The 20883-nt window shown below is 55.5% G+C and carries 18 protein-coding genes and 2 pseudogenes; 9 read left to right on the forward strand and 11 right to left on the reverse strand.

Annotation, left to right across the window (positions count from 1 at the left end):
• Positions 1-2 precede the first annotated feature (2 nt).
• Positions 3-143: a hypothetical protein gene (locus LU633_RS04850; RefSeq protein WP_161796965.1), complete on the reverse strand. Its 141-nt coding sequence runs from the start codon at positions 141-143 to the stop codon at positions 3-5.
• 673 nt (positions 144-816) lie between these two features.
• On the opposite strand from LU633_RS04850, the gene hpt reads away from it, so the two are divergent.
• A complete protein-coding gene (gene hpt, locus LU633_RS04855; RefSeq protein WP_016190372.1) occupies positions 817-1371 on the forward strand; it encodes a hypoxanthine phosphoribosyltransferase in 555 nt (184 codons plus the stop codon).
• Between the two features lie 61 nt (positions 1372-1432).
• Here the strand turns inward: hpt and can are convergent, their stop codons facing one another.
• Positions 1433-2098 carry a carbonate dehydratase gene (can, locus tag LU633_RS04860; protein ID WP_016190371.1) on the reverse strand — a complete coding sequence of 222 codons (666 nt, stop codon included), beginning with the start codon at positions 2096-2098 and terminating at the stop codon, positions 1433-1435.
• Between the two features lie 106 nt (positions 2099-2204).
• Here can and LU633_RS04865 point away from each other — a divergent pair, with 106 nt between their 5' ends.
• From LU633_RS04865 to tnpA, 3 genes and pseudogenes are all read left to right on the forward strand, one after another.
• Positions 2205-3131: an ABC transporter ATP-binding protein gene (locus LU633_RS04865; protein ID WP_016190370.1), complete on the forward strand. Its 927-nt coding sequence runs from the start codon at positions 2205-2207 to the stop codon at positions 3129-3131.
• Positions 3128-3898, forward strand: coding sequence for an ABC transporter permease (locus tag LU633_RS04870; RefSeq protein ID WP_016190369.1), 771 nt, complete (start codon positions 3128-3130; stop codon positions 3896-3898). The genes LU633_RS04865 and LU633_RS04870 overlap by 4 nt, the downstream gene beginning before the upstream one ends.
• Before the next feature lie 235 nt (positions 3899-4133).
• Positions 4134-4574: pseudogene (gene tnpA, locus LU633_RS04875) on the forward strand (IS200/IS605 family transposase); the annotation flags it as partial.
• A gap of 74 nt (positions 4575-4648) precedes the next feature.
• On the opposite strand, the gene panD reads toward tnpA, so the two are convergent.
• The 9 genes from panD to thpR all read right to left on the reverse strand — a co-directional run bounded on the left by panD (position 4649) and on the right by thpR (position 11730).
• On the reverse strand, positions 4649-5029 hold the full coding sequence (gene panD / locus LU633_RS04880) for an aspartate 1-decarboxylase (protein WP_016190367.1): 381 nt from the start codon (positions 5027-5029) through the stop codon (positions 4649-4651).
• Positions 5030-5098: 69 nt separating this feature from the next.
• Positions 5099-5953, reverse strand: a complete 855-nt coding sequence (panC, locus tag LU633_RS04885; RefSeq protein ID WP_016190366.1) for a pantoate--beta-alanine ligase — start codon at positions 5951-5953, stop codon at positions 5099-5101.
• A gap of 15 nt (positions 5954-5968) precedes the next feature.
• Positions 5969-6763: a 3-methyl-2-oxobutanoate hydroxymethyltransferase gene (gene panB, locus LU633_RS04890; protein ID WP_016190365.1), complete on the reverse strand. Its 795-nt coding sequence runs from the start codon at positions 6761-6763 to the stop codon at positions 5969-5971.
• 60 nt (positions 6764-6823) lie between these two features.
• A complete protein-coding gene (gene folK, locus LU633_RS04895; RefSeq protein ID WP_016190364.1) occupies positions 6824-7303 on the reverse strand; it encodes a 2-amino-4-hydroxy-6-hydroxymethyldihydropteridine diphosphokinase in 480 nt (159 codons plus the stop codon).
• On the reverse strand, positions 7300-8715 hold the full coding sequence (gene pcnB / locus LU633_RS04900; RefSeq protein WP_232426844.1) for a polynucleotide adenylyltransferase PcnB: 1416 nt from the start codon (positions 8713-8715) through the stop codon (positions 7300-7302). Before pcnB ends, folK begins: the two co-directional genes overlap by 4 nt.
• Positions 8716-8821: 106 nt before the next feature.
• Positions 8822-9727 carry a tRNA glutamyl-Q(34) synthetase GluQRS gene (gene gluQRS, locus LU633_RS04905; protein WP_016190362.1) on the reverse strand — a complete coding sequence of 302 codons (906 nt, stop codon included), beginning with the start codon at positions 9725-9727 and terminating at the stop codon, positions 8822-8824.
• Positions 9728-9863: 136 nt separating this feature from the next.
• Positions 9864-10319: an RNA polymerase-binding protein DksA gene (dksA, locus tag LU633_RS04910; RefSeq protein ID WP_016190361.1), complete on the reverse strand. Its 456-nt coding sequence runs from the start codon at positions 10317-10319 to the stop codon at positions 9864-9866.
• Between the two features lie 170 nt (positions 10320-10489).
• On the reverse strand, positions 10490-11194 hold the full coding sequence (gene sfsA, locus LU633_RS04915) for a DNA/RNA nuclease SfsA (RefSeq protein WP_016190360.1): 705 nt from the start codon (positions 11192-11194) through the stop codon (positions 10490-10492).
• Positions 11191-11730 carry an RNA 2',3'-cyclic phosphodiesterase gene (thpR, locus tag LU633_RS04920; RefSeq protein WP_016190359.1) on the reverse strand — a complete coding sequence of 180 codons (540 nt, stop codon included), beginning with the start codon at positions 11728-11730 and terminating at the stop codon, positions 11191-11193. The genes sfsA and thpR overlap by 4 nt, the downstream gene beginning before the upstream one ends.
• A 77-nt stretch (positions 11731-11807) precedes the next feature.
• Between thpR and hrpB the strand changes: the two genes are divergently transcribed.
• The 5 genes and pseudogenes from hrpB to fhuB all read left to right on the forward strand — a co-directional run bounded on the left by hrpB (position 11808) and on the right by fhuB (position 20862).
• The gene (gene hrpB, locus LU633_RS04925; RefSeq protein WP_016190358.1) at positions 11808-14249 is read left to right on the forward strand and encodes an ATP-dependent helicase HrpB; all 2442 of its coding nucleotides are present in this window, start codon (positions 11808-11810) and stop codon (positions 14247-14249) included.
• Positions 14250-14344: 95 nt separating this feature from the next.
• The gene (gene mrcB / locus LU633_RS04930) at positions 14345-16828 is read left to right on the forward strand and encodes a bifunctional glycosyl transferase/transpeptidase (RefSeq protein WP_016190357.1); all 2484 of its coding nucleotides are present in this window, start codon (positions 14345-14347) and stop codon (positions 16826-16828) included.
• A gap of 363 nt (positions 16829-17191) precedes the next feature.
• Positions 17192-17987 (forward strand): annotated as a pseudogene (gene fhuC, locus LU633_RS04935) (Fe3+-hydroxamate ABC transporter ATP-binding protein FhuC).
• Positions 17988-18001: 14 nt separating this feature from the next.
• Positions 18002-18883 carry a Fe(3+)-hydroxamate ABC transporter substrate-binding protein FhuD gene (fhuD, locus tag LU633_RS04940; protein ID WP_016190356.1) on the forward strand — a complete coding sequence of 294 codons (882 nt, stop codon included), beginning with the start codon at positions 18002-18004 and terminating at the stop codon, positions 18881-18883.
• Positions 18884-18912: 29 nt separating this feature from the next.
• Complete coding sequence (gene fhuB / locus LU633_RS04945; RefSeq protein WP_046372358.1) at positions 18913-20862, forward strand: Fe(3+)-hydroxamate ABC transporter permease FhuB; 1950 nt, start codon at positions 18913-18915, stop codon at positions 20860-20862.
• The last annotated feature ends 21 nt before the right edge of the window (positions 20863-20883 follow it).

Raw genomic sequence — 20883 nt, forward strand, 5'->3', positions numbered from 1 at the left:
GATTATCGCTCTGCAGTGGCACCGGTATTATAGTGCCAGTCGTCACAGTCATCGGCCCAGTTGTCGGTGTGTTTATCCCAGGGAGCGAAGGTCACCGGCAGCATGCCGGATTCTGTGGCGATAATAAACACATCGGCTGGCATGGACTCAAGGACGACATCGCCGTCGGGTGAGTCAGGCGGCTCAAAGCCGCGGATGATGCAGACGAGAGGCGGGTCGAAGTGTGTATCGAGGAAAAACTGTGGCCCCAGGTGGACACAGTGACGAATGGCATCCTGCGGAGTGTCGTAAAAAACTCGTCGGGGTCGTCATAATCGCTCCGGGGCGGAATGGACACCAGAAAACGCTTAGGATATCCGGGTATAGCGCGTCGGGACGAGGGCGTGGGTTTACGCTTTCTGGGGGCTTTGCTACGGGCAATGTGAATGATTTCCTGAGAAATTAACATACCGCAGAGTATAAAGCTGTGAGCCGGTCATGAACACCCTCGGAACGGCAGAGCCGTGACGCTCGCCCTGTAAGGGCGCTATGTTCAGTGATTTTTCAGGAGCGAATTCCCGAAGGCACACCCAAAAAAGGGGGCGAAATGGCTGATTCGCAGAGATTTCGTGCCACCTTGAGTAAGGCCGTCAGTGTGTGATGACCTCATTCGTGATGCCACTCTGTAAAATCAATCTCTGCCATATCCGATGAAAAGAGCACGGTGTTTTTGCGTTATGCCCTACATGTTCGCTTCAGAACGGGAGCAAAAACCCATCCTGAAATGTGATAAACTTCGCGCCTTCCCTTAAGCTCTCAACAGTATCGACATAAGTTATGAAACATTCCGTTGAAGTCATGATCTCTGAAGACGAGATCGCCAGACGTATCGCAGATATGGGCCGACACATCACCGAACGCTATTCTGACAGCGACGGTGCCTTAGTGCTGGTGGGCCTGCTGCGCGGTTCCTTTATGTTTATGGCAGATCTTTGCCGCAAAATTGACGTGACGCATGAAGTCGACTTTATGGTCGCATCCAGCTACGGCAGTGGTATGTCGAGTACGCGGGATGTCAGGATCCTGAAAGATCTTGATGAGGATATTCGCGGTAAAGATGTGTTAATCGTTGAGGACATCATTGATTCCGGCAATACTCTGAGGAAGGTTCGCGAGATACTGAGCCTGCGTCAACCAAAGTCACTGGCGATATGTACTTTGCTGGATAAGCCGGACCGCCGTGAAGTGGAGGTGTCCGTTGATTATGTTGGTTTTACTATCGCGGATGAATTTGTAGTGGGCTACGGTATTGATTATGCGCAGCGTTATCGGCATCTCCCCTACGTGGGTCATCTCCCCTACGTGGGTAAAGTGGTGATGCTGGAAGCGTAATTCGTCACCGCACAATCGATTAAGGCCGGATTTTCCGGCCTGCTGTATGATAGCGTCCCGGTTAACAGGTGGGCTTTTCCAGTTCGCTCAACAGGTTGGCGATGCCTGCATGGTAACGCTGTTCAAGGGTTTCACGACTGGTGGCCGCGACGTTCAAATCGCGAAGATAGCCGTCCTGAATGCCGTAAACCCAACCGTGGAGGGTGACGTTCTGGCCTCGCTTCCATGCTGACTGCATGATGGTGGAGTGGCCCAAATTGTAAACCTGCTCTACCACATTGATTTCACACAGCTTATCGAAACGTTTCTGCGGTGGCAGTTCGCTTAATAATGCGCCGTGCTTGTACCATAAATCGCGAATGTGCAGCAGCCAGTTGTTGATCAGCCCCAGATCCGGGTTCTCAACCGCCGCCTGTACGCCGCCGCAGCCGTAGTGGCCACAGATAATGATGTGCTCAACTTCCAGCACCTCAACGGCATATTGCACTACGGACAAGCAGTTTAAATCGGTGTGAATAACCTGGTTGGCTACATTGCGGTGAACAAAAAGCTCACCCGGTTCCAGCCCGGTCAGACGTTCAGCAGGAACGCGGCTGTCAGAACAGCCAATCCACAGAAAGCGCGGTTTTTGTGCCAGCGCAAGACGCTCGAAAAAGCCTGGATCTTCTTCTTTGAGCAGTTTGGACCATTCGCGGTTGTTACTAATCAGGGTGTCGATATCTTTCATTTCAACTTATCCAGGACTTTATATGCGTTGCAGTAATATAGGCCAACGAAACATGATTTAAAACGGCAAATAAAAAAACCATTCAGAACAAGGCACTCTTAAACCTATGACTTATGCACTGGAACTTGAAAAACTGACCAAAACCTATGCGGGTGGCGTTCAGGCCCTCAAGGGAATTGATCTTAATGTGGAAGCCGGTGATTTCTACGCACTGCTTGGGCCAAACGGCGCCGGAAAATCCACCACTATCGGCATTATCAGTTCGCTGGTAAACAAAACCGCCGGAAGGGTGCGGGTGTTTGGCTACGACCTGCAGCAGGATGTGGTCAATGCCAAACGCCAGCTGGGGCTGGTGCCACAGGAATTTAACTTTAACCCGTTTGAAACGGTATTTCAGATTGTGGTGAGCCAGGCCGGCTACTATGGCGTGGAGAAAAAAGAAGCACGTATCCGGGCTGAAAAATATCTTCGTCAGCTTGACCTGTGGGACAAGCGTAACGAACGGGCGCGCATGCTTTCTGGCGGAATGAAGCGCCGTCTGATGATCGCCCGTGCGCTGATGCATGAACCCAAACTGCTGATCCTTGATGAGCCGACCGCGGGCGTTGATATCGAACTCCGCCGTTCAATGTGGAGCTTTTTACAGGAACTCAACGCGCAAGGTACCACCATTATTCTGACCACCCACTACCTGGAAGAAGCCGAAATGCTGTGCCGCCATATCGGCATTATTCAGCGGGGAGAGCTGGTGGAAAACACCACCATGAAGGGGCTGCTGGCCAAGCTGAAATCGGAAACCTTTATCCTCGATCTGGCGGCGAAAAGCCCCTTGCCGAAGCTGGAAGGGTTCCAGCACCGGCTGGTAGATACCTCCACGCTGGAGGTAGAAGTGCTGCGCGAGCAGGGACTGAACAGCGTGTTCAGTCAGCTTAGTCAGCAGGGCGTGCAGGTGTTGAGTATGCGCAATAAAGCGAACCGCCTGGAGGAACTGTTTGTTGACCTGGTCAATGGTCGCAAAGGAGAAAAAGCATGACGCATCTATACTGGGTTGCGCTGAAAAGCATTTGGGAAAAAGAAGTAATCCGCTTTGGCCGCATCTGGATCCAGACGCTGTTGCCCCCGGTGATTACCATGGCCCTCTACTTCATCATTTTTGGCAATCTGATTGGTTCTCGTATTGGCGATATGCACGGCTTTACCTATATGCAATTTATCGTGCCGGGCCTGATCATGATGTCGGTGATCACCAATTCCTATGCCAACGTGTCGTCATCGTTTTTCAGCGCCAAGTTTCAACGCAACATCGAAGAACTGCTGGTGGCTCCGGTGCCCACGCACATCATTATTGCTGGCTATATTGGCGGCGGCGTGGCGCGTGGACTGTGTGTTGGCGTACTGGTCACGGCGGTTTCTCTGTTTTTTGTGCCGCTGCAGGTTCACTCGTGGTTGATGATTGCGGTTACGCTGTTGCTGACCGCAATTTTGTTTTCGCTGGCAGGCTTACTCAATGCGGTCTTCGCGCGTAGCTTTGATGATATCAACCTGATCCCCACCTTTGTCCTGACGCCGCTGACTTATTTGGGAGGGGTATTTTACTCACTGGCGCTTCTGCCGCCTTTCTGGCAGGTGGTATCGAAACTGAACCCGATAGTCTACATGATCAGTGGTTTTCGCTATGGTTTTCTGGGTATTACCGATGTGCCGCTGGTATTAACGCTGGGTGTGCTGCTGGTATTTGTCGCGGTGATCTATGTTGTGGTCTGGTGGCTTATTGAGCGTGGCAGAGGGTTAAGGACGTAATAAAAAGCGACGCGCACGCCGGACACCGCTAATACCAAAGCCATCTTATCCATAAAAACCAGGCCCGCAGAAGAGGGGGCTGGTGGAAATAAAAAGGGCCGGTTCGGCCCTTTTTATTATCAACACTAAACCACCTCCTGTGGAGGTGGTGATCGTTCATGTGGGGCTTTGCCCGTAGAATGCCCATGCTAAATACTGCCCCGGTTTGTTACCAGCAAATCAAGGAGTAAATAGCATGAGCAGATATAAATCCGCTTCCCACGTATCCTATCGCTGTCAGTATCATTTTGTATGGACACCGAAGTACAGATACAAAATCCTCAAAGGTCATCTCGGTAAAGAGGTTTACCGCAGCATCTACATTTACAGCAATATGAAAAAATGCACAGTAGTTGAGCTAAATGTGCAGATAGATCATATACATCTGGTGGTGAGGACGCCGCCGGGCTTGAGTGTTTCTGAGTTGATGGGATTTGTGAAAGGGCGAACGGCCATCAGGCTGTTCGAGAAGTTTCCTTATCTCAGGAAGCACAAGCTTTGGTGTAACCACTTTTGGCAAAGAGGGTATTTTGTGGATTCGGTGGGTGCAAAAGAAGAAGTAATTCGAAGGTATGTGCGGTACCAGGACAAGGTTGCCAAAGAGGAAGAAGAAAGGCAAATACAGCTCGGACTGGAAAGGTGGTGTTTAAGCCCCCTTTTAGGGGGCGGTGTCAAAGCCACCTGCTATGCAGGTGGCTTTTTACTCACCTGTCAGGCAACCTGCACCGGCACGGCTTTCGCCAGCCGCTTCATCTGGTTATCGCCTTCAAAGTAAGCGACTTTAGGCTGCCACGCACGCGCCTGTTCATCCGTCATCGTAACGTAAGAACAGATAATTAAAATATCCCCTACACATGCACAACGCGCGGCGGCACCGTTAACCGAAATGATTTTTGAACCTCGTTCGGCCGCAATAGCATAGGTGGAAAAGCGCTGGCCGTTGGTCACATTATAGATATCGATCGCTTCATATTGCAGAACGCCGGAAGCATCAAGAAAATCCTGATCGATAGCGCAAGAGCCTTCATAGTTGAGGTCGGCCTGAGTCACTTTGACCCGGTGCAGCTTGCCCTGCAACATTGTACGATTCATAACCTTCTTCCTTTCACCTGGTAATCAAAAAAGCCGGGTGCGCTGCTCACGCACAGGCTGACCGAACCATCACGCGTACAGATCAACCTGTTGATTATCAATCAGCCGTGCTTTACCCAGCCATGCTGCCATCAGGATCACCGCGCGCTGGCTGTCCACGGTCAGTGGTAGCAGTGTCGTTGCATCGCAAATCGCCAGACCGTCGGCGCGCAGGCCTTTCGACGCCAGCGTTGTTTCTGCCGCTGCCAGCATACCTTCAATTTGCCGTTCTCCATTCGACAGCTGGCTGGCGAGGCTGTTCATCACCTTGCTGAGTTCCGGCGCGATTTTGCGTTCATCAGCGGTGAGGTAGCCATTGCGTGAGCTGAGTGCCAGACCATCTTTTGCCCGCACCGTGGGCACGCCAATAATCTCAATATCGTAAGCCATGTCCGCGACCATCTTGCGGATCAATGCCAGCTGCTGATAATCCTTCTCACCAAAGCAGGCCAGGTCGGGCTGCACCAGATTAAACAGCTTACTGACGATAGTGGCGACGCCGCGAAAGTGGCCGGGCCGGCTGGCGCCTTCCAGCAGGCTGGAGAGACCGGGCACCTCTACAAAGGTTTGTGCGTCGATACCTTTCGGATAAATATCGCCGGGGGAAGGAGCAAACACCAGATCCACCTTACGACGATTCAGCTTTTCACAGTCGTCCTGAAGCGTTCGCGGATAGCGGGTAAGATCGTCCGCACGTTCAAACTGCATGGGATTGACAAAAATGGAGGTAATGACGATATCGGCATGCTCGCGTGCCACATCGACCAGCGACATATGCCCGTCATGCAGGTTTCCCATGGTGGGCACCAACGCGATATGTTTGCCATCCTGACGCCAGCGACGGATCTCACGGCGTAGCATCGGTAGCGTTTCAATAATCAGCACGATGTTTCTCCTGACTTAATAGAAACTGTGTTTTTCATCGGGATAGCTGCCCGCGTCGACTTCCGCGACATACTGTCTGACCGCCGCGCGCAGTTCGCCGGTTTCACCGAGGAAATTTTTAGCGAATTTAGGAATGTGGCCACCGGTAATGCCAAACGCATCGTGCATCACCAAAATTTGCCCGTCGGTTTTGTTGCCTGCGCCAATGCCGATCGTTGGGATACTTAATGCTTTGGTGATGCGTTCAGCCAGCGGCACCGGAATACACTCCAGCACCACCATTTGCATACCGGCTGCTTCCAGCGCCAGCGCGTCGTTGAGCAGTGTTTCTGCCGACTCACTTTCGCGCCCCTGGACCTTATAGCCGCCGAAAATATTCACGGACTGGGGCGTCAGGCCGAGATGACCACAAACCGGGACGGCGCGCTCGGTAAGCTGCCTCACTGTTTCTGCCAGCCACTGCCCACCCTCAAGCTTAACCATATTTGCCCCGGCCCGCATAAGCTGCGCTGCGCTGTCGAATGTTTGTTCTGGCGTGGCGTAGGTCATAAAGGGCAGGTCCGCCAGCAGTAGCGCCTGTGGCGCGCCGCGACGCACTGCCTGAGTATGGTAGATGATATCCGTCAGGGTAACGGGCAACGTGGAATCATGGCCCTGCACCACCATACCCAGCGAGTCACCCACCAGAATGACCTGAATACCCTCATCGGCAAAAAGACGCGCAAAACTAAAGTCGTATGCGGTGATGGAAGCAAATTTGCGACCGCTCTTTTTCCACTGGCGAAGTGTTGATACCGTCGTTGGTTTCATCGCAATCTCTCAAGATAGTTTTTGAATGACGTATCTTAAAGGAAGCCAGAGGGCTTTGCACTACCAGCGCTGAATGGCGCGGGAATCCAGCCCGGCGAGAATATCCCCGGCGCGCGTGCCGTCAGGGAAGGTGATTTCCGGTGCGATTTCCAGCAGTGGCACCAGCATAAAGGCGCGATTACGCATATCGTAATGCGGTACGGTAAGACGCGGCGTGTCAAGCGTCAGCGTGCCAAACAGCATAATATCCAGGTCCAGCGTGCGCGGCCCCCAGCGGTGATCTTTACGCACCCGGCCCTGTTCATGTTCGATGCGCTGCGTCTGATCCAGCAGGGCTTCGGGAGAAAGTCCGGTGTCCAGTGCAACCGCCGCGTTAAGGTAATCAGGCTGGTCTGGCGGCCCGTAAGGGGGGGTGCGCCAGAAGGAAGAGACGAGAACCTGTTTTGTTTCAGGTAGCGTCGTCAGTGCATCAAGCGCGGCCTGCACCTGATGCAGTGGGTTGGCAAGATTACTACCTAACGCCAGAAAGACCCGGTTCATGAAGGGTTATGGCTGTCACGACGTGGGGCGGCAGGGCGCTTACGCGGACGGCGGGTACGGCGTCTTTGGGCCGGGTCGTCATCCAGATTGTTTAGCAAAACTTTCTGCTGTGGCGGTGTGGCTACCTGGAATTCTGCCCACCAGGCAGAAAGCCGCAGCAGCTCAGGATGATTTTCCACTTCGGCGCGCAGCGCCAGTAAATCATAAACTGCACGAAACTTTGGATGTTCCATTAGCTTCCAGGCGCGTCTGCCCTGGCGGCGTGACAGTCGCAGCTGCAATTGCCAGATGTCCCGCACCAGCGAGGTAATCCGTTTCGGAATGGCAAGCGAACGGCAGGCTTCATCGAGCAGGTCATTCATTGCCAGCGCAAACGCATCGTAATAAGCGAGGCCGCTTTCCTGAGCGATTCTCTGTGCTGCTTCCAGCTGCGGATACCAGAACAGTGCCGAAAACAGAAACGCCGGATTGACGCGCATCTGATTCTGAATGCGGTTATCGGTATTTTTCAGTACCTGAGCGATCATCCGCTCCATCGTGCTGTCACCCGTTTGTGTAAAATAGCGGGTGAGAATCGGAAACAGCGGCTGAAACAGCTGGTACTCGCGCAGTTGCAGGTAAGTCCTGTAGCCAAAACCTGCCTGCAACAGCTTCAGGGTCTCTTCAAACAGTCGCGCCGGGGGAATGTCATTAAGCAGCGTAGCAAGACGCGGAATAGGTTCTGCGGTACCGGGGGCAATGGACATCTCCAGTTTGGCGGCAAAACGAATCACCCGCAGCATTCTCACCGGGTCTTCGCGGTAGCGCATTTCCGGGTCGCCAATCAGACGAATAACACCCTGTTGCAGGTCGCTGAGGCCGCCAACATAGTCACGTACGGTGAAGTCGGCCACACTGTAATAAAGGCTGTTGATGGTGAGATCGCGACGTTGGGCATCATCTTCGATTGAGCCAAAAATGTTATCACGTAACAACATGCCATTTTGGCCACGCTGTGAACTGTTGCGATCGTCGCTGACCTGCTGTGCTACGTGATGTCCGCGAAAGGTGGCCACTTCAATAATTTCCGGGCCAAACATCACATGTGCCAGGCGGAAACGGCGTCCTACCAGACGACAGTTACGGAAAAGCTTACGCATCTGATCCGGTGTGGCATTGGTAGTGATGTCAAAATCTTTGGGTTTCTTCCCCAGTAGTAAGTCACGTACGCCGCCACCCACCAGGTAAGCTTCATAGCCAGCTTTATTCAGGCGGTACAGCACCTTGAGGGCATTTTCACTGATGTCTTTCCGCGAAATGTTGTGGCCATCGCGAGGAATGACGGTAATCTGATGCGCTTCACCGGCATCGGCGGGCGCCTTGTCTTCGCGACTCAACACTTTCCGGCAAAAATTAGCAACGCGGGTAAAAATAGGACACCTCGATAGTGACAATAAAAGCTGGGTAATAAAAACAGCGGCTAATCATAGCTCAGTGTGGCACGTTTGAGAATGCTCATCTCTCATCCCGGTTTTCTTTTCAGCCAGAGCTTTGCACTGGCGAAATGCAGGTATCTGGATAAAAACAATCGGTGCCCGGAATCGTTGCCACATTCCAGTTTACAATGGCCTGATGCAACAGCATCTCCAGCGGTAGATCCTGCCATCCGATAATGATCGGCTGACCGAGAAACAGCAAGGCAGCAACCAGTGTTGGACGTGGATCGCCCTCTGGCAAAGAAGGTGTATGATTTTGTTTCGAAAGCTTGTTGCCATCACGGTTTATCGCCAGGGGTAAATGCAGATACGCTGGCGCTGGCCATCCGCATTGTTGATACAACGTTCGTTGCCTTACCGTTGGTACGATCAGATCGGCTCCGCGCACTACTTCGGTTACGCCCTGATAATGGTCATCCACCACCACCGCAAGATTATAAGCAAACAGCCCGTCACGGCGGTGAATAATAAAATCTTCTCCGGCAAAACCAGCGTCTGCCACGACCTCACCCCGTACGCCATCGTAAAAGCGGTCTGTTGGCTGATCGTTCCGCAGTCTCACCGCCGCGTTGATCGGACCATGCTGTAGACTGCGACAATGGCCGTCGTAGATTCCGCCGCATTGCTGGATGCGGCTGCGTGTGCAGGTGCAACAGTAACTGCGCTGCTGCTGTTCCAGCCAGGCAAGCACCTCACGATAAGCCTGATGGCGCTGCGACTGCCAGAGCACTTCACCGTCCCATAACAGGCCATAATGCTCAAGCTGCCGCAGAATATGCTGCGCCGCACCGGCCACTTCACGCGGGGGATCGATATCGTCAATGCGTACCCGCCATTGCCCGTGCTGCGCCCGTGCCTGAAGATAGCTACCCAATGCGGCGATCAGAGAACCAAAATGCAGAAAACCGGAGGGAGAGGGGGCAAAGCGCCCAATATAAGAAGATGACATTAAAAATATGTCCCGTTGGCAAGCTGAACTGCCATGTTGGACCTGGCGTTAAAACACAAACAGGGTGCATGCAGCCCTGACTGGCGATAACAAACGCAGTACAGCAGGTAAGCCACCTGCTGTACTGCGAATGCGGTTAACCGGCCATTTGCTTTTCGCGGATCTCTGCCAGTGTTTTACAGTCGATGCACAGATCGGCAGTAGGGCGGGCTTCAAGGCGACGAATGCCAATTTCAACGCCGCAGGATTCGCAGTAGCCGAAATCGTCGTCTTCCACTTTTTTCAACGTCTTCTCGATCTTTTTGATCAGCTTACGTTCACGGTCGCGGTTACGCAGTTCAAGACTGAATTCCTCTTCCTGAGCCGCGCGGTCAACGGGGTCGGGAAAGTTAGCGGCTTCATCCTGCATATGAGAAACCGTACGATCAACTTCATCACGAAGCTGGTTACGCCAGGCTTCTAGGATTTTCTTGAAATGCTCCAGCTGGGCTTCATTCATGTACTCTTCGCCCGGCTTTTCCTGGTATGGTTCCACCCCAGCGATGGCGAGAATACTCAGGGACGAGCTTTTACGGGTTTGCCCTTCTTGCATGTTGTTTCTCCTGGATAACACGCACTATCGATCCCCAAAGGGGATAAAAACAGGCCGCTATAAATAGCAGAAGCGATCAAGGTTGGCAATTATTCCTGCCCCTCCCTTGACAAGCCTGTGAGTAAAAGCGTGGCGGCAGGCATGTTTGTTACAGCGCACTGCAGCATACTTTATAACGTCACGGCGAGTGGCTTTTCAAGTAAGAGTTCGTCAGGTGATAGCCGTGCTTTATAACAAAGCACTTCAACCCCATGTTGCTGCGCCTGTGCCAGTAGTTCTGCATAATGCGCATCAATGTGACGCGCCGAGGTAATGTCCTCAATCCCCGAATGCAGAACGGCAAAAAAAAGAACCGCGCGATGCCCCCGTTCAGCCATCGTTGTTAATTCACGCAGATGTTTCTGGCCGCGCACGGTTACCGCATCCGGGAAATAGCCTTTGCCCTGCTGGCAAAGGGTCACGGATTTCACTTCAATATAGCAGTTGGCGCGCCCGTCTGCCTGAAGCAGAAAATCGATACGGCTTTTTTCCGCGCCATACTTCACCTCGGCGTGCAGGCGGCTGTAACCGGCAAGTTCTTTGATGACCTTATGGCCCAGCGCCTCTTTTACTAAGCCATTGGCCCGCAGGGTATTAATGCAGATCCACTGTCCCTGCTGCGTTTCCGTTAGCTCCCAGCTGTGCGGATATTTCCGGGTCAGGCTGTCAGAGGTGGAGTACCACACTTTGTCGCCGGGCGTGGCACAGCCGGTCATCGCGCCGGTATTAGCACAGTGGATTGTCAGTTTTTCGCCTTCTGGCGTGATAACGTCCGCAAGAAAACGTTTGTAACGCATCACCAGCGTGGCGGGCCGTAACGGTGGGCTAAAAATCATCGCGTTTCCTTCTCCAGGTTCCACTCTGCCAGTGCCTTATACACGGTGCGGCCACGGGGAAAAACTGACTCAAATAGTGAAAAACGTTCAACGTAAAACGACCAGTGAAAATTGCGGGGAGGGAGCGCGACTGGCCGGATGGCATTACGCAACAGGGTAATATGGGGATGAAACGGACCTGGACTTTGATAACAGCCACAGCGGGCGGCCTGTGCACGCAGCATTTCTGCCAGCTGCAACAGCCCGCGAGGAGAACGTTTTGGTCCCAGCCACACGATGCCGGAACGTGGCCAGTGTCCGGCATCATCGAGCGTGAGTACGAAGCCGGGCTGTTTAATCTTCGCTGCCAGCCGCTGTAGTGCCAGCGACCTCTCGTGACTGACATCACCGGGAAAAGCCAGGGTAAGATGCAAATTCGCTGACGCAATCGGACGACCTGCTTCCTTGGCAAAGCTTTGCGCCCGCCACGCTACGATACGTGTGCTGCTTTCCTCTGGCAGACTGATGGCAAAAAACAGCCTTTTCCGTTCGCTCATGGTGTTCTCCGCTATTTCTGAGGGAGGAATGCTACAATGCCCGACACATTCAGGCCACGATGTTATGGAGTAAAAGCGTGGGTTCATTACCGGTCAGTGCGATTTTCCCCGCGTTATTATCCGCCCTGCGGCGTTCGCCCCAGGTGCTGCTTATTGCCCCTACCGGCGCGGGAAAATCCACCTGGCTGCCGTTACAACTGTTGCAGCAGGGCGACTTCAGCGGAAAAATCCTGCTACTGGAACCCCGGCGGCTGGCGGCCCGTAACGTGGCGCAGCGGCTGGCGGAACAGCTGGGTGAGCAGCCGGGCGAAACCGTGGGCTATCGCATGCGGTCCGAAAACTGCATCGGTCCCGCCACGCGGCTGGAAGTGATTACCGAAGGTATTCTTACCCGGATGTTACAGCAGGACCCGATGCTGGAAGGCGTTTCGCTGGTGATGCTCGATGAGTTCCATGAGCGCAGCCTGCAGGCGGACCTCGCGCTGGCGCTGCTGCTGGATGTGCAGCAAGGACTGCGTGACGACCTGACCCTTCTGCTGATGTCGGCCACCCTGGACGATCGACGCCTGACGACAATGCTGCCCGATGCCCCGGTGATTTGCGCTGAAGGACGCTCGTTTCCGGTTGAACGGCGCTATGCCTCTTTGCCTGCCACGGCACGGTTCGAACTGGCCGTGGCGCAGCAGGTGGCGCGGTTACTGCATGAAGAACGCGGCTCGCTGCTGCTTTTTCTGCCGGGCGTGGCGGAAATTCAGCGGGTACAGATTGCGTTAGGTGAGCTGATAGCGGCGGATACCGAACTCTGCCCGTTGTACGGTGCGCTCTCGCTTGCAGAGCAGCGAAAAGCGATAGCGCCCGCGCCAGCCGGGTGCCGTAAGGTGGTGCTGGCGACCAATATTGCCGAAACCAGCCTGACTATTGAGGGGATCCGTCTGGTGGTGGACAGCACACTGGAGCGGGTTGCCCTGTTTGATCCGCGCAGCGGCGTGACGCGCTTACAGACTCAGCGCGTCAGTCAGGCGTCGATGATCCAGCGTGCCGGACGGGCAGGGCGTACTGAACCCGGCCTTTGTCTACATCTGATGGCGAAAGAGCAGGCGGAACGTGCGGCCAGTCATTCTGATGCGGAAATACTCAACAGCGATCTCGCGCCGTTGTGGCTGGATCTGTTGCAGTGGGGCTGCCCCGACGTCACGCAATTATGCTGGTTGGATCGGCCGCCCGCGCGCAATCTTGATTGCGCACAACGGTTGTTGATGGCCCTGGGTGCAACTGATGCCTGCGGCAGACTGACCGGCAAAGGGCGGCGCATGGCGGCGCTCGGCAGCGAACCGCGATTTTCCGCCATGCTGATTGACGCATGTGATGATAAAGATCGCGCCAGCACCGCCGCGCTGCTGGTGGCGATGCTGGAAGAACCCGCGCACGGCAGCATCGATTTGTGCGACGGCGTACATCGTCCACAGAATAACTGGCAACAGCGTGCCGTGCAGCTGTTGCGCCGCCTGAAAATAACCGGAGGCAAGGCAGACAGCGCGCTGATTGCACCGCTGCTGGCGGGCTCTTTTCCAGACCGTATCGCCCGCCGCCGGGGGGCGGAAGGCCGCTATCAGCTGGCCAATGGCAGCGGGGCAAAGCTCGAATGCGACGCGGCGCTGACCCGCTATGAATGGCTGGTTGCCCCCGGTTTACTGCAGGGCAGCGCCCAGCCGGACGCGCGTATATTGCAGGCGGTGCCGCTGGATATTGAAACACTTATCCGCCAGCAGCCGGAACGGGTAACGCAGCAAACTGAAGTGGAATGGGATGAACAGCGCGGCACGCTACGCGCGTGGCGCCGTCAGCAAATCGGTGAACTGGTGCTGGCCGCCCAGCCGATGAGCAAGCCTGATGAAGATGAGCTGCACCCGGCGATGCTGCGCTGGATCCGCCTGAAAGGATTATCGGTACTGAACTGGACGCCGCAGGCGGAGCAACTGCGCCTGCGACTGGTGTGCGCCGCACAATGGCTACCGGAGGAAAACTGGCCCGCTGCCAGTAAGGCAGATTTACTTGTCTCACTGGAAAGCTGGCTGCTGCCTGCCATGCATGGTGTACGCGATGCCAAAGGATTACAGCAGATTGATGTGGCCAGCGCTTTATTACAATTGCTCACATGGTCCTGTCGTCAGCAACTGGATACTCTGCTGCCAACTCACTACACTGTGCCCACCGGAAGCCGGCTTCCGATCCGTTATCATCAGGAGAAGCCGCCCGTACTGGCGGTACGATTACAGGAAATGTTTGGGGAAGCGCAGAATCCGTGCGTGGCCGCAGGGCGGGTTGCCCTGGTGCTGGAACTGCTCTCCCCGGCGCAGCGGCCGTTGCAGATTACCCGCGACCTGTCGGGGTTCTGGCAGGGTGCGTACTCTGAAGTGCAAAAAGAGATGAAAGGGCGCTATCCGAAACATCACTGGCCGGACAATCCGGCCAGTGCGCTGCCAACGAGCCGTACCAAGAAGTTTTCGGCATCTTCATGAAAACAGCTTTTATTTCAGAAGGTTCCCGTTCCGTATTACATCGGGTAAGCACAAAGTGGTCGACCATTACCGGTGGCCGCTGGCGGAGAAGAAGAATGTCTGACGATCGCGAACCGATTGGGCGCAAAGGTAAAAAGCCCAACCCGCCACGAAGCCCGGCGGGCCGGGGCAAGCGCAGGGATGATGACGAAGATTTTCAGGATGACGACCATGATAATGAGGAGAGACAATCGGTGCCACGTAACGGAAAGGGGCGTTCGCCGCGCAGGAGAAGAGGCTGGCTGGGGCTATTTGTAAAGCCGGCGCTGGTCTTTATCTTGGTGATGATCGCCTATGGATTCTACCTTGATGGACAAATCCGCAGCCGTATTGACGGCAAAGTCTGGCAGCTGCCTGCGGCAGTATATGGCCGCATGGTTAACCTTGAACCGGGCATGTCCTTAAACAAAAGCGGGATGATCGCTCTGCTGGAAGGCACACAATATCGTCAGGTGACCCGTATGACGCGTCCCGGCGAATTTACCGTGCAGGGAAACAGTATTGAACTGCTGCGCCGTCCTTTTGACTTTCCTGACAGTAAAGAAGGGCAAATCCGCGCCAGGCTGACCTTCAGCAATGACGGCCTGAACGAGATAAAAAACCTCGACAGCGGACGTGATTTTGGTTTTTTCCGGCTCGATCCCCGGCTGATCACTATGTTGCAGTCACCCAACGGTGAACAACGTCTGTTTGTGCCGCGCGCTGGTTTTCCCGATCTGCTGGTGGATACCCTGGTTGCCACGGAAGATCGTCACTTTTACCAGCACGACGGCATCAGTTTCTACTCAATTGGCCGTGCGTTTCTCGCTAACATTACCGCCGGACGGGCGGTGCAGGGCGGCAGTACGCTGACGCAGCAGCTGGTGAAAAACCTGTTCCTGACAAACGAACGTTCGCTGTGGCGTAAAGCCAATGAAGCTTATATGGCGTTGATCATGGACGCACGCTACAGCAAGGATCGCATCCTTGAGCTGTACCTGAACGAAGTTTATTTGGGGCAGGCGGGCAATGATCAGATTCGTGGCTTCCCGCTGGCCAGCCTTTATTATTTCGGGCGTCCGGTGGATGAACTAAGTCTCGATCAGCAGGCGCTGCTGGTGGGGATGGTGAAAGGGGCGTCGCTCTATAATCCGTGGCGTAATCCAACGTTGGCGCTGGAGCGCCGCAATCTGGTGCTACGCCTGCTGCAACAGCAAAAAGTGATCGACCAGGAGCTGTATGACATGCTCAGTGCGCGCCCTCTTGGCGTGCAACCGAAAGGCGGCGTGATCACGCCGCAGCCTGCCTTTATGCAGATGGTGCGTAATGAACTGCAGGCGAAACTGGGCGATAAGGTGAAAGATCTCTCCGGGGTAAAAATCTTCACCACGCTGGACCCACTCTCTCAGGATGCGGCGGAAAAGGCGGTGGAAGAGGGCGTTCCGGCGTTGCGTAAGCAGCGTGGCCTCAACGATCTGGAAACGGCGATGGTGATTGTCGACCGTTTCAGTGGGGAAGTCCGTGCCATGGTGGGGGGGGCCGACCCGCAGTTTGCCGGATACAACCGCGCCCTGCAGGCTCGACGCTCCATTGGTTCTCTGGCTAAACCGGCCACCTATCTCACCGCACTGAGTCAGCCGGACAAATACCGCCTGAATACCTGGATTGCCGATAATCCCATTGCGCTGAAGCAGCCTAACGGCCAGATCTGGAAACCCCAGAATGACGACCGTCGCTTTAGCGGTCAGGTGATGCTGGTGGATGCGCTGGCTCACTCCATGAACGTACCAACGGTAAATCTGGGTATGACGCTTGGCTTGCCGCAGGTGGTGGATACCTGGACCCGTCTGGGGGTGGCAAAAGACCAGTTGCAGCCGGTTCCGGCGATGCTGCTGGGGGCGCTGAACCTGACGCCGATTGAAGTGGCACAGGCATTCCAGACCATTGCCAGCGGCGGTAATCGTGCGCAGCTGTCCGCCGTGCGTTCGGTCATAGCTGAAGATGGCACCGTGCTGTATCAGAGCTTCCCGCAGGCTGAACGGGCGGTGCCAGCCCAGACGGCCTACCTGACGCTTTATGCCATGCAGCAGGTGGCGGAAGAAGGCACCGCGAGAGCGCTGGGTGCGCGCTATGCGAAAGCGCATCTGGCAGGCAAAACCGGCACCACCAATAACCAGATTGACAGCTGGTTCGCCGGTGTGGACGGCAAGGAAGTGGCCATCACCTGGATTGGTCGGGACAACAACCAGTCGACCAAACTTTACGGTGCCAGTGGGGCAATGCAGATCTACCGTCGCTATCTGGATAATCAGGCACCGATGCCGCTGCTGCCTACGCCGCCAGAGGACATTGCGCCAATGAACGTTGACTCTGCCGGTAATTTCGTTTGTGGCAGCGCCAGCAGCAGCGGGCGTTCGCTGCCGGTATGGACCACCGATGCTAATGCTTTGTGCCAGCAACAGCAGGCGCAACAACAGCAATTGCAGCAGCAACAGCCGCAGAACGAGCAGAAAGGCAGTGATGGTGTGGCGGGCTGGATTAAAGATATGTTTGGTAAATAACACGCCTGACATGGGCACCGTTTTAGGTGGTGCCCATGCCTTTTACCCTCAATCATGATATTTGCTTCGTGCCGAACCCTGGTCAGTTGTGAATTTCAACCAAATAACCTTGTCTGTTTGATTTTTCCCACATTGATCACCCGATTCATGCGGCGAAAATCAGGGAACGATGCCCGATTTGTGCTTGCAGATCTTCCGCGCATTCGCATATCATCCCATATTTATAATAATGATTCTCGTTTATATTTAGTGTCACGCGGTTTGCTGCCGCTGGCAACGAAATACGAGCGGGGATCCACCAGCGGTTATTGGTTCTCTATACATCGGGCAACATTCCGCGCTGCCCTCAATCAGAAGAACGCTATGCCCTCTCCATACGTTACACAAACCACTTTTACCCTCGACAGTGCCACCTTCACCGTGCCTGGCAGAACCTTGCTGCAACCGCTGTCGCTCACTTTTCTATCGGGAAAAGTCTGCGGGCTGATTGGTCACAATGGCTCTGGCAAATCCACCTTGCTAAAGATGCTGGGCAGGCATCATGCACCCACCGCTGGTCAGATCTGGCTTAACGGCCAGGCACTGGCGAACTGGCCCGTGAAATTGTTTGCCCGCGAGGTGGCCTATCTGCCTCAGCAACTGCCGCATGCCGAAGGCATGACGGTGCAGGAACTGGTGTCGATGGGACGCTACCCCTGGCACGGTGCGCTGGGGGGGGGTTACGCCGGAAGACCGCCAGCATGTTGAAGACGCCATCGTGCTGGTGGGGCTGAAGCCCTTTGCACAACGGTTGGTGGACAGCCTCTCTGGCGGTGAGCGCCAGCGGGCGTGGATTGCCATGCTGGTCGCACAACACAGCCGTTGTTTGCTACTGGATGAACCGACCTCGGCCCTGGACATTGCGCACCAGGTTGAGGTGTTGGCGCTGATTCGGCGGCTCAGTCAGCAGCGGGGCCTGACGGTGATTGCGGTATTACACGATATTAATATGGCGGCACGTTACTGCGACACCTTGGTGGCGCTGCGCGACGGTGAGATGATTGCCCGGGGTGAGGCGGGTGCCATCATGCAGCCTGAGGTGCTCAACCGGATTTACGGTATCCCCATGGGAATTTTGCCTCACCCTGACGGCAATACGCCGGTGAGTTTTGTTTACTGAAGGATGGGGACCTGATGCCTGATTACTTTCGCCGTCGTCTGCTGATGGCGCTGGCGCTCTCTCCGCTGCTCCCCGCTCTGCCGGGCCGGGCGGCACCTGCTGTGGATGTTCAGCGGATTGTCGCACTGGAGTGGCTGCCCGTTGAGCTACTGATGGCGCTGGGCGTTACGCCGATGGGTGTGGCGGATCTCTTTCAATACCGATTGTGGGTGGGGGAGCCCGCTTTACCACCGTCAACGGTGGAAATCGGCCTGCGCACAGAACCTAACCTGGAACTGTTGAGCCAGATGAAACCTTCATTGCTGCTCTGGTCTGCAGGCTATGGACCTTCGCCTGATAAGCTGCGGCGGATTGCACCGGGAATGGGGTTTGCGTTCAACGATGCCAGCGGTAAACCATTGACTCTGGCGCGCCAGTCCCTGATACAGCTCGCGGAGCGTATCGGTCGTGTGCCGCAGGCAAACCAGCACCTCGCCGATTTTGATGTGTTTATGGCCGCGGCAAAACAACGTTTTGCAGCCAGGGTGCAACGGCCCTTGCTGGTGATGTCGATTCTCGACCCCCGCCATGCGCTGGTCTTTGGTAAAGGCAGTCTGTTTCTGGAAGTGATGAAGCAGCTTGGCATCGAAAATGCGTGGCAGGGAGAAACCAATTCCTGGGGTAGCGCCATTGTCGGGCTGGAGCGGCTGGCCACCCTGCGAGGGGTGGATGCGGTTTGCTTTGATCATGGCGATGACACGCTGGTGGCGCAGGTGATGGCAACCCCGTTGTGGCAGGCGATGCCGTTTGTGCGGGAAAACCGTCTGCGCTGCGTGCCACAGGTGTGGTTTTATGGCACAACCCTTTCTGCAATGCGCTTTTGCCGTTTGATTGATGGCGTGCTGGAGACCGCGTGAAAACATTCTTTCGTTTCCCTGCTGTCCTGATGCTGATTCTGGCGGCGGTGTTGGCCCTGACTTTTTACAATTTCAATCAGCAGTTGCCTGCGACGCAGTGGCTGGCGGCGCTTCATGCGGCTGACCCTGACCAGGTGGATCAGATGGTCTTTCATTACAGCCTGATGCCCCGGCTGGTGCTGTCTCTGCTGGTGGGGGGCGGACTTGGTCTGGTCGGGGTGCTGTTTCAGCAGGTGTTGCGTAACCCGCTGGCGGAGCCAGGCACGCTGGGCGTGGCGACCGGTGCCCAGCTGGGGCTGACCATAGCTACACTGTGGAGCCTGCCGGGTGGCCCGTTTTCTCAGCAAATGGCTGCAATGGCAGGGGCCATTTTCGTGGCGATGGTGGTGTTTGGCATCGCCTGGGGGAAACGCCTTTCACCGGTTACGCTGATTCTGGCCGGCCTGGTGATGTCGCTGTATTGCGGCGCGGCGAATCAGCTACTGAGGCTGTTTAACCATGATCGCCTGCAAAATATCTTCCTGTGGAGCACCGGCACGCTTAACCAGATGGACTGGCATAATGTCAGCTTTCTCTGGCTAAAATTGTTGATTGGGCTGTTATTGTCGCTGGTGATGATCCGGCCCATGACGCTACTGGGGCTGGATGACGGCGTGGCAAAAAATCTCGGGCTGTCGCTGGCGCTGTCGCGGATCGGGGTACTGGCACTGGCGGTGGTGCTCAGTGCACAGCTGGTGAACGCTGTCGGTATTATCAGCTTTATCGGGCTGTTTGCGCCGCTGTTGGCAAAGATGCTCGGTGCCAGACGGCTGCCTTGTCGCCTGCTGCTGGCGACGCTTATCGGCATGTTATTATTGTGGCTGGCCGATCAGGGCGTTATCTGGTTGACTGCTCGCTGGCGGGACGTCTCCACCGGTACGGCAACGGCGATTATCGGTGCCCCTTTGCTGTTATGGCTGCTGCCGCGGCTGAAAATGACTGCAGTGATTCCGGCCATAAACCAGGGGGATAATGTGCCGCTTGAACGTCACCGCGTGGCGATCTGGGCAAGTCTTGCAGCGGTGCTGCTGCTGGTTCTGGGTGTCGCCGCCGTGAGTTTGGGTCGGGATGCGCATGGCTGGCACTGGGCGACCGGAGAACTCTTGCAGCAACTGATGCCGTGGCGTCTGCCACGCATGGCGGCAGCGTTGACAACCGGGATGATGCTGGGCGTGGCGGGCTGTATTGTCCAGGGTCTTACCGGTAACCCGATGGCCAGCCCGGAAGTGCTGGGGATCAGTACCGGGGCGGCGTTTGGCGTGGTTGTCATGCTGTTTATCGTGCCGGGCTATGCCTTTGGCTGGCTATTGCCCGCAGGTTGTCTTGGCGCTGCCTTAACGCTGTTGGTGATCGCTACCATTGGCGGACGGGGAGGTTTCTCGCCGGAAAGAATGTTACTGGCAGGAATGGCTCTCAGCACGGTGTTTTCCACCTTGCTGTTGTTATTGCTGGCCAGCGGCGATCCGCGTATGGCGACGCTAATGACATGGATTGCCGGGTCCACTTATCATGTGGATGCTGCCGGGGCAGGGCGAACGGCGTTGATTACCGCAATATTGTTGGGGCTGACACCACTTTGTCGCCGCTGGCTAATGCTGTTGCCGCTGGGCAGTGAAACCGCACGGGCTGTCGGCTTGGCCCTGAGGCCCGCGCGCATGGCATTGCTGCTGCTGGCAGCGGCGCTGACCGCAGCGGCTACGCTTACCACCGGCCCGCTCAGTTTTGTTGGGCTGATGGCACCGCACATTGCCCGCATGCTGGGTTTTCGCCGTGCATTGCCACAGTTGATTATGGCGGCATTGTTGGGGGGCGGCTTGATGACATTAGCGGACTGGTGTGGAAGAATGATTGCTTTTCCGGCACAGATCCCGGCAGGCTTGCTGGCCACCTTGATTGGTGCACCTTATTTTGTCTGGCTACTGCGAAAAGTTCAGGCGTAAGGCAGCTAAAAGGCAACGGTA

Source organism: Erwinia tracheiphila (genome assembly GCF_021365465.1).
GTDB lineage: Bacteria > Pseudomonadota > Gammaproteobacteria > Enterobacterales > Enterobacteriaceae > Erwinia > Erwinia tracheiphila.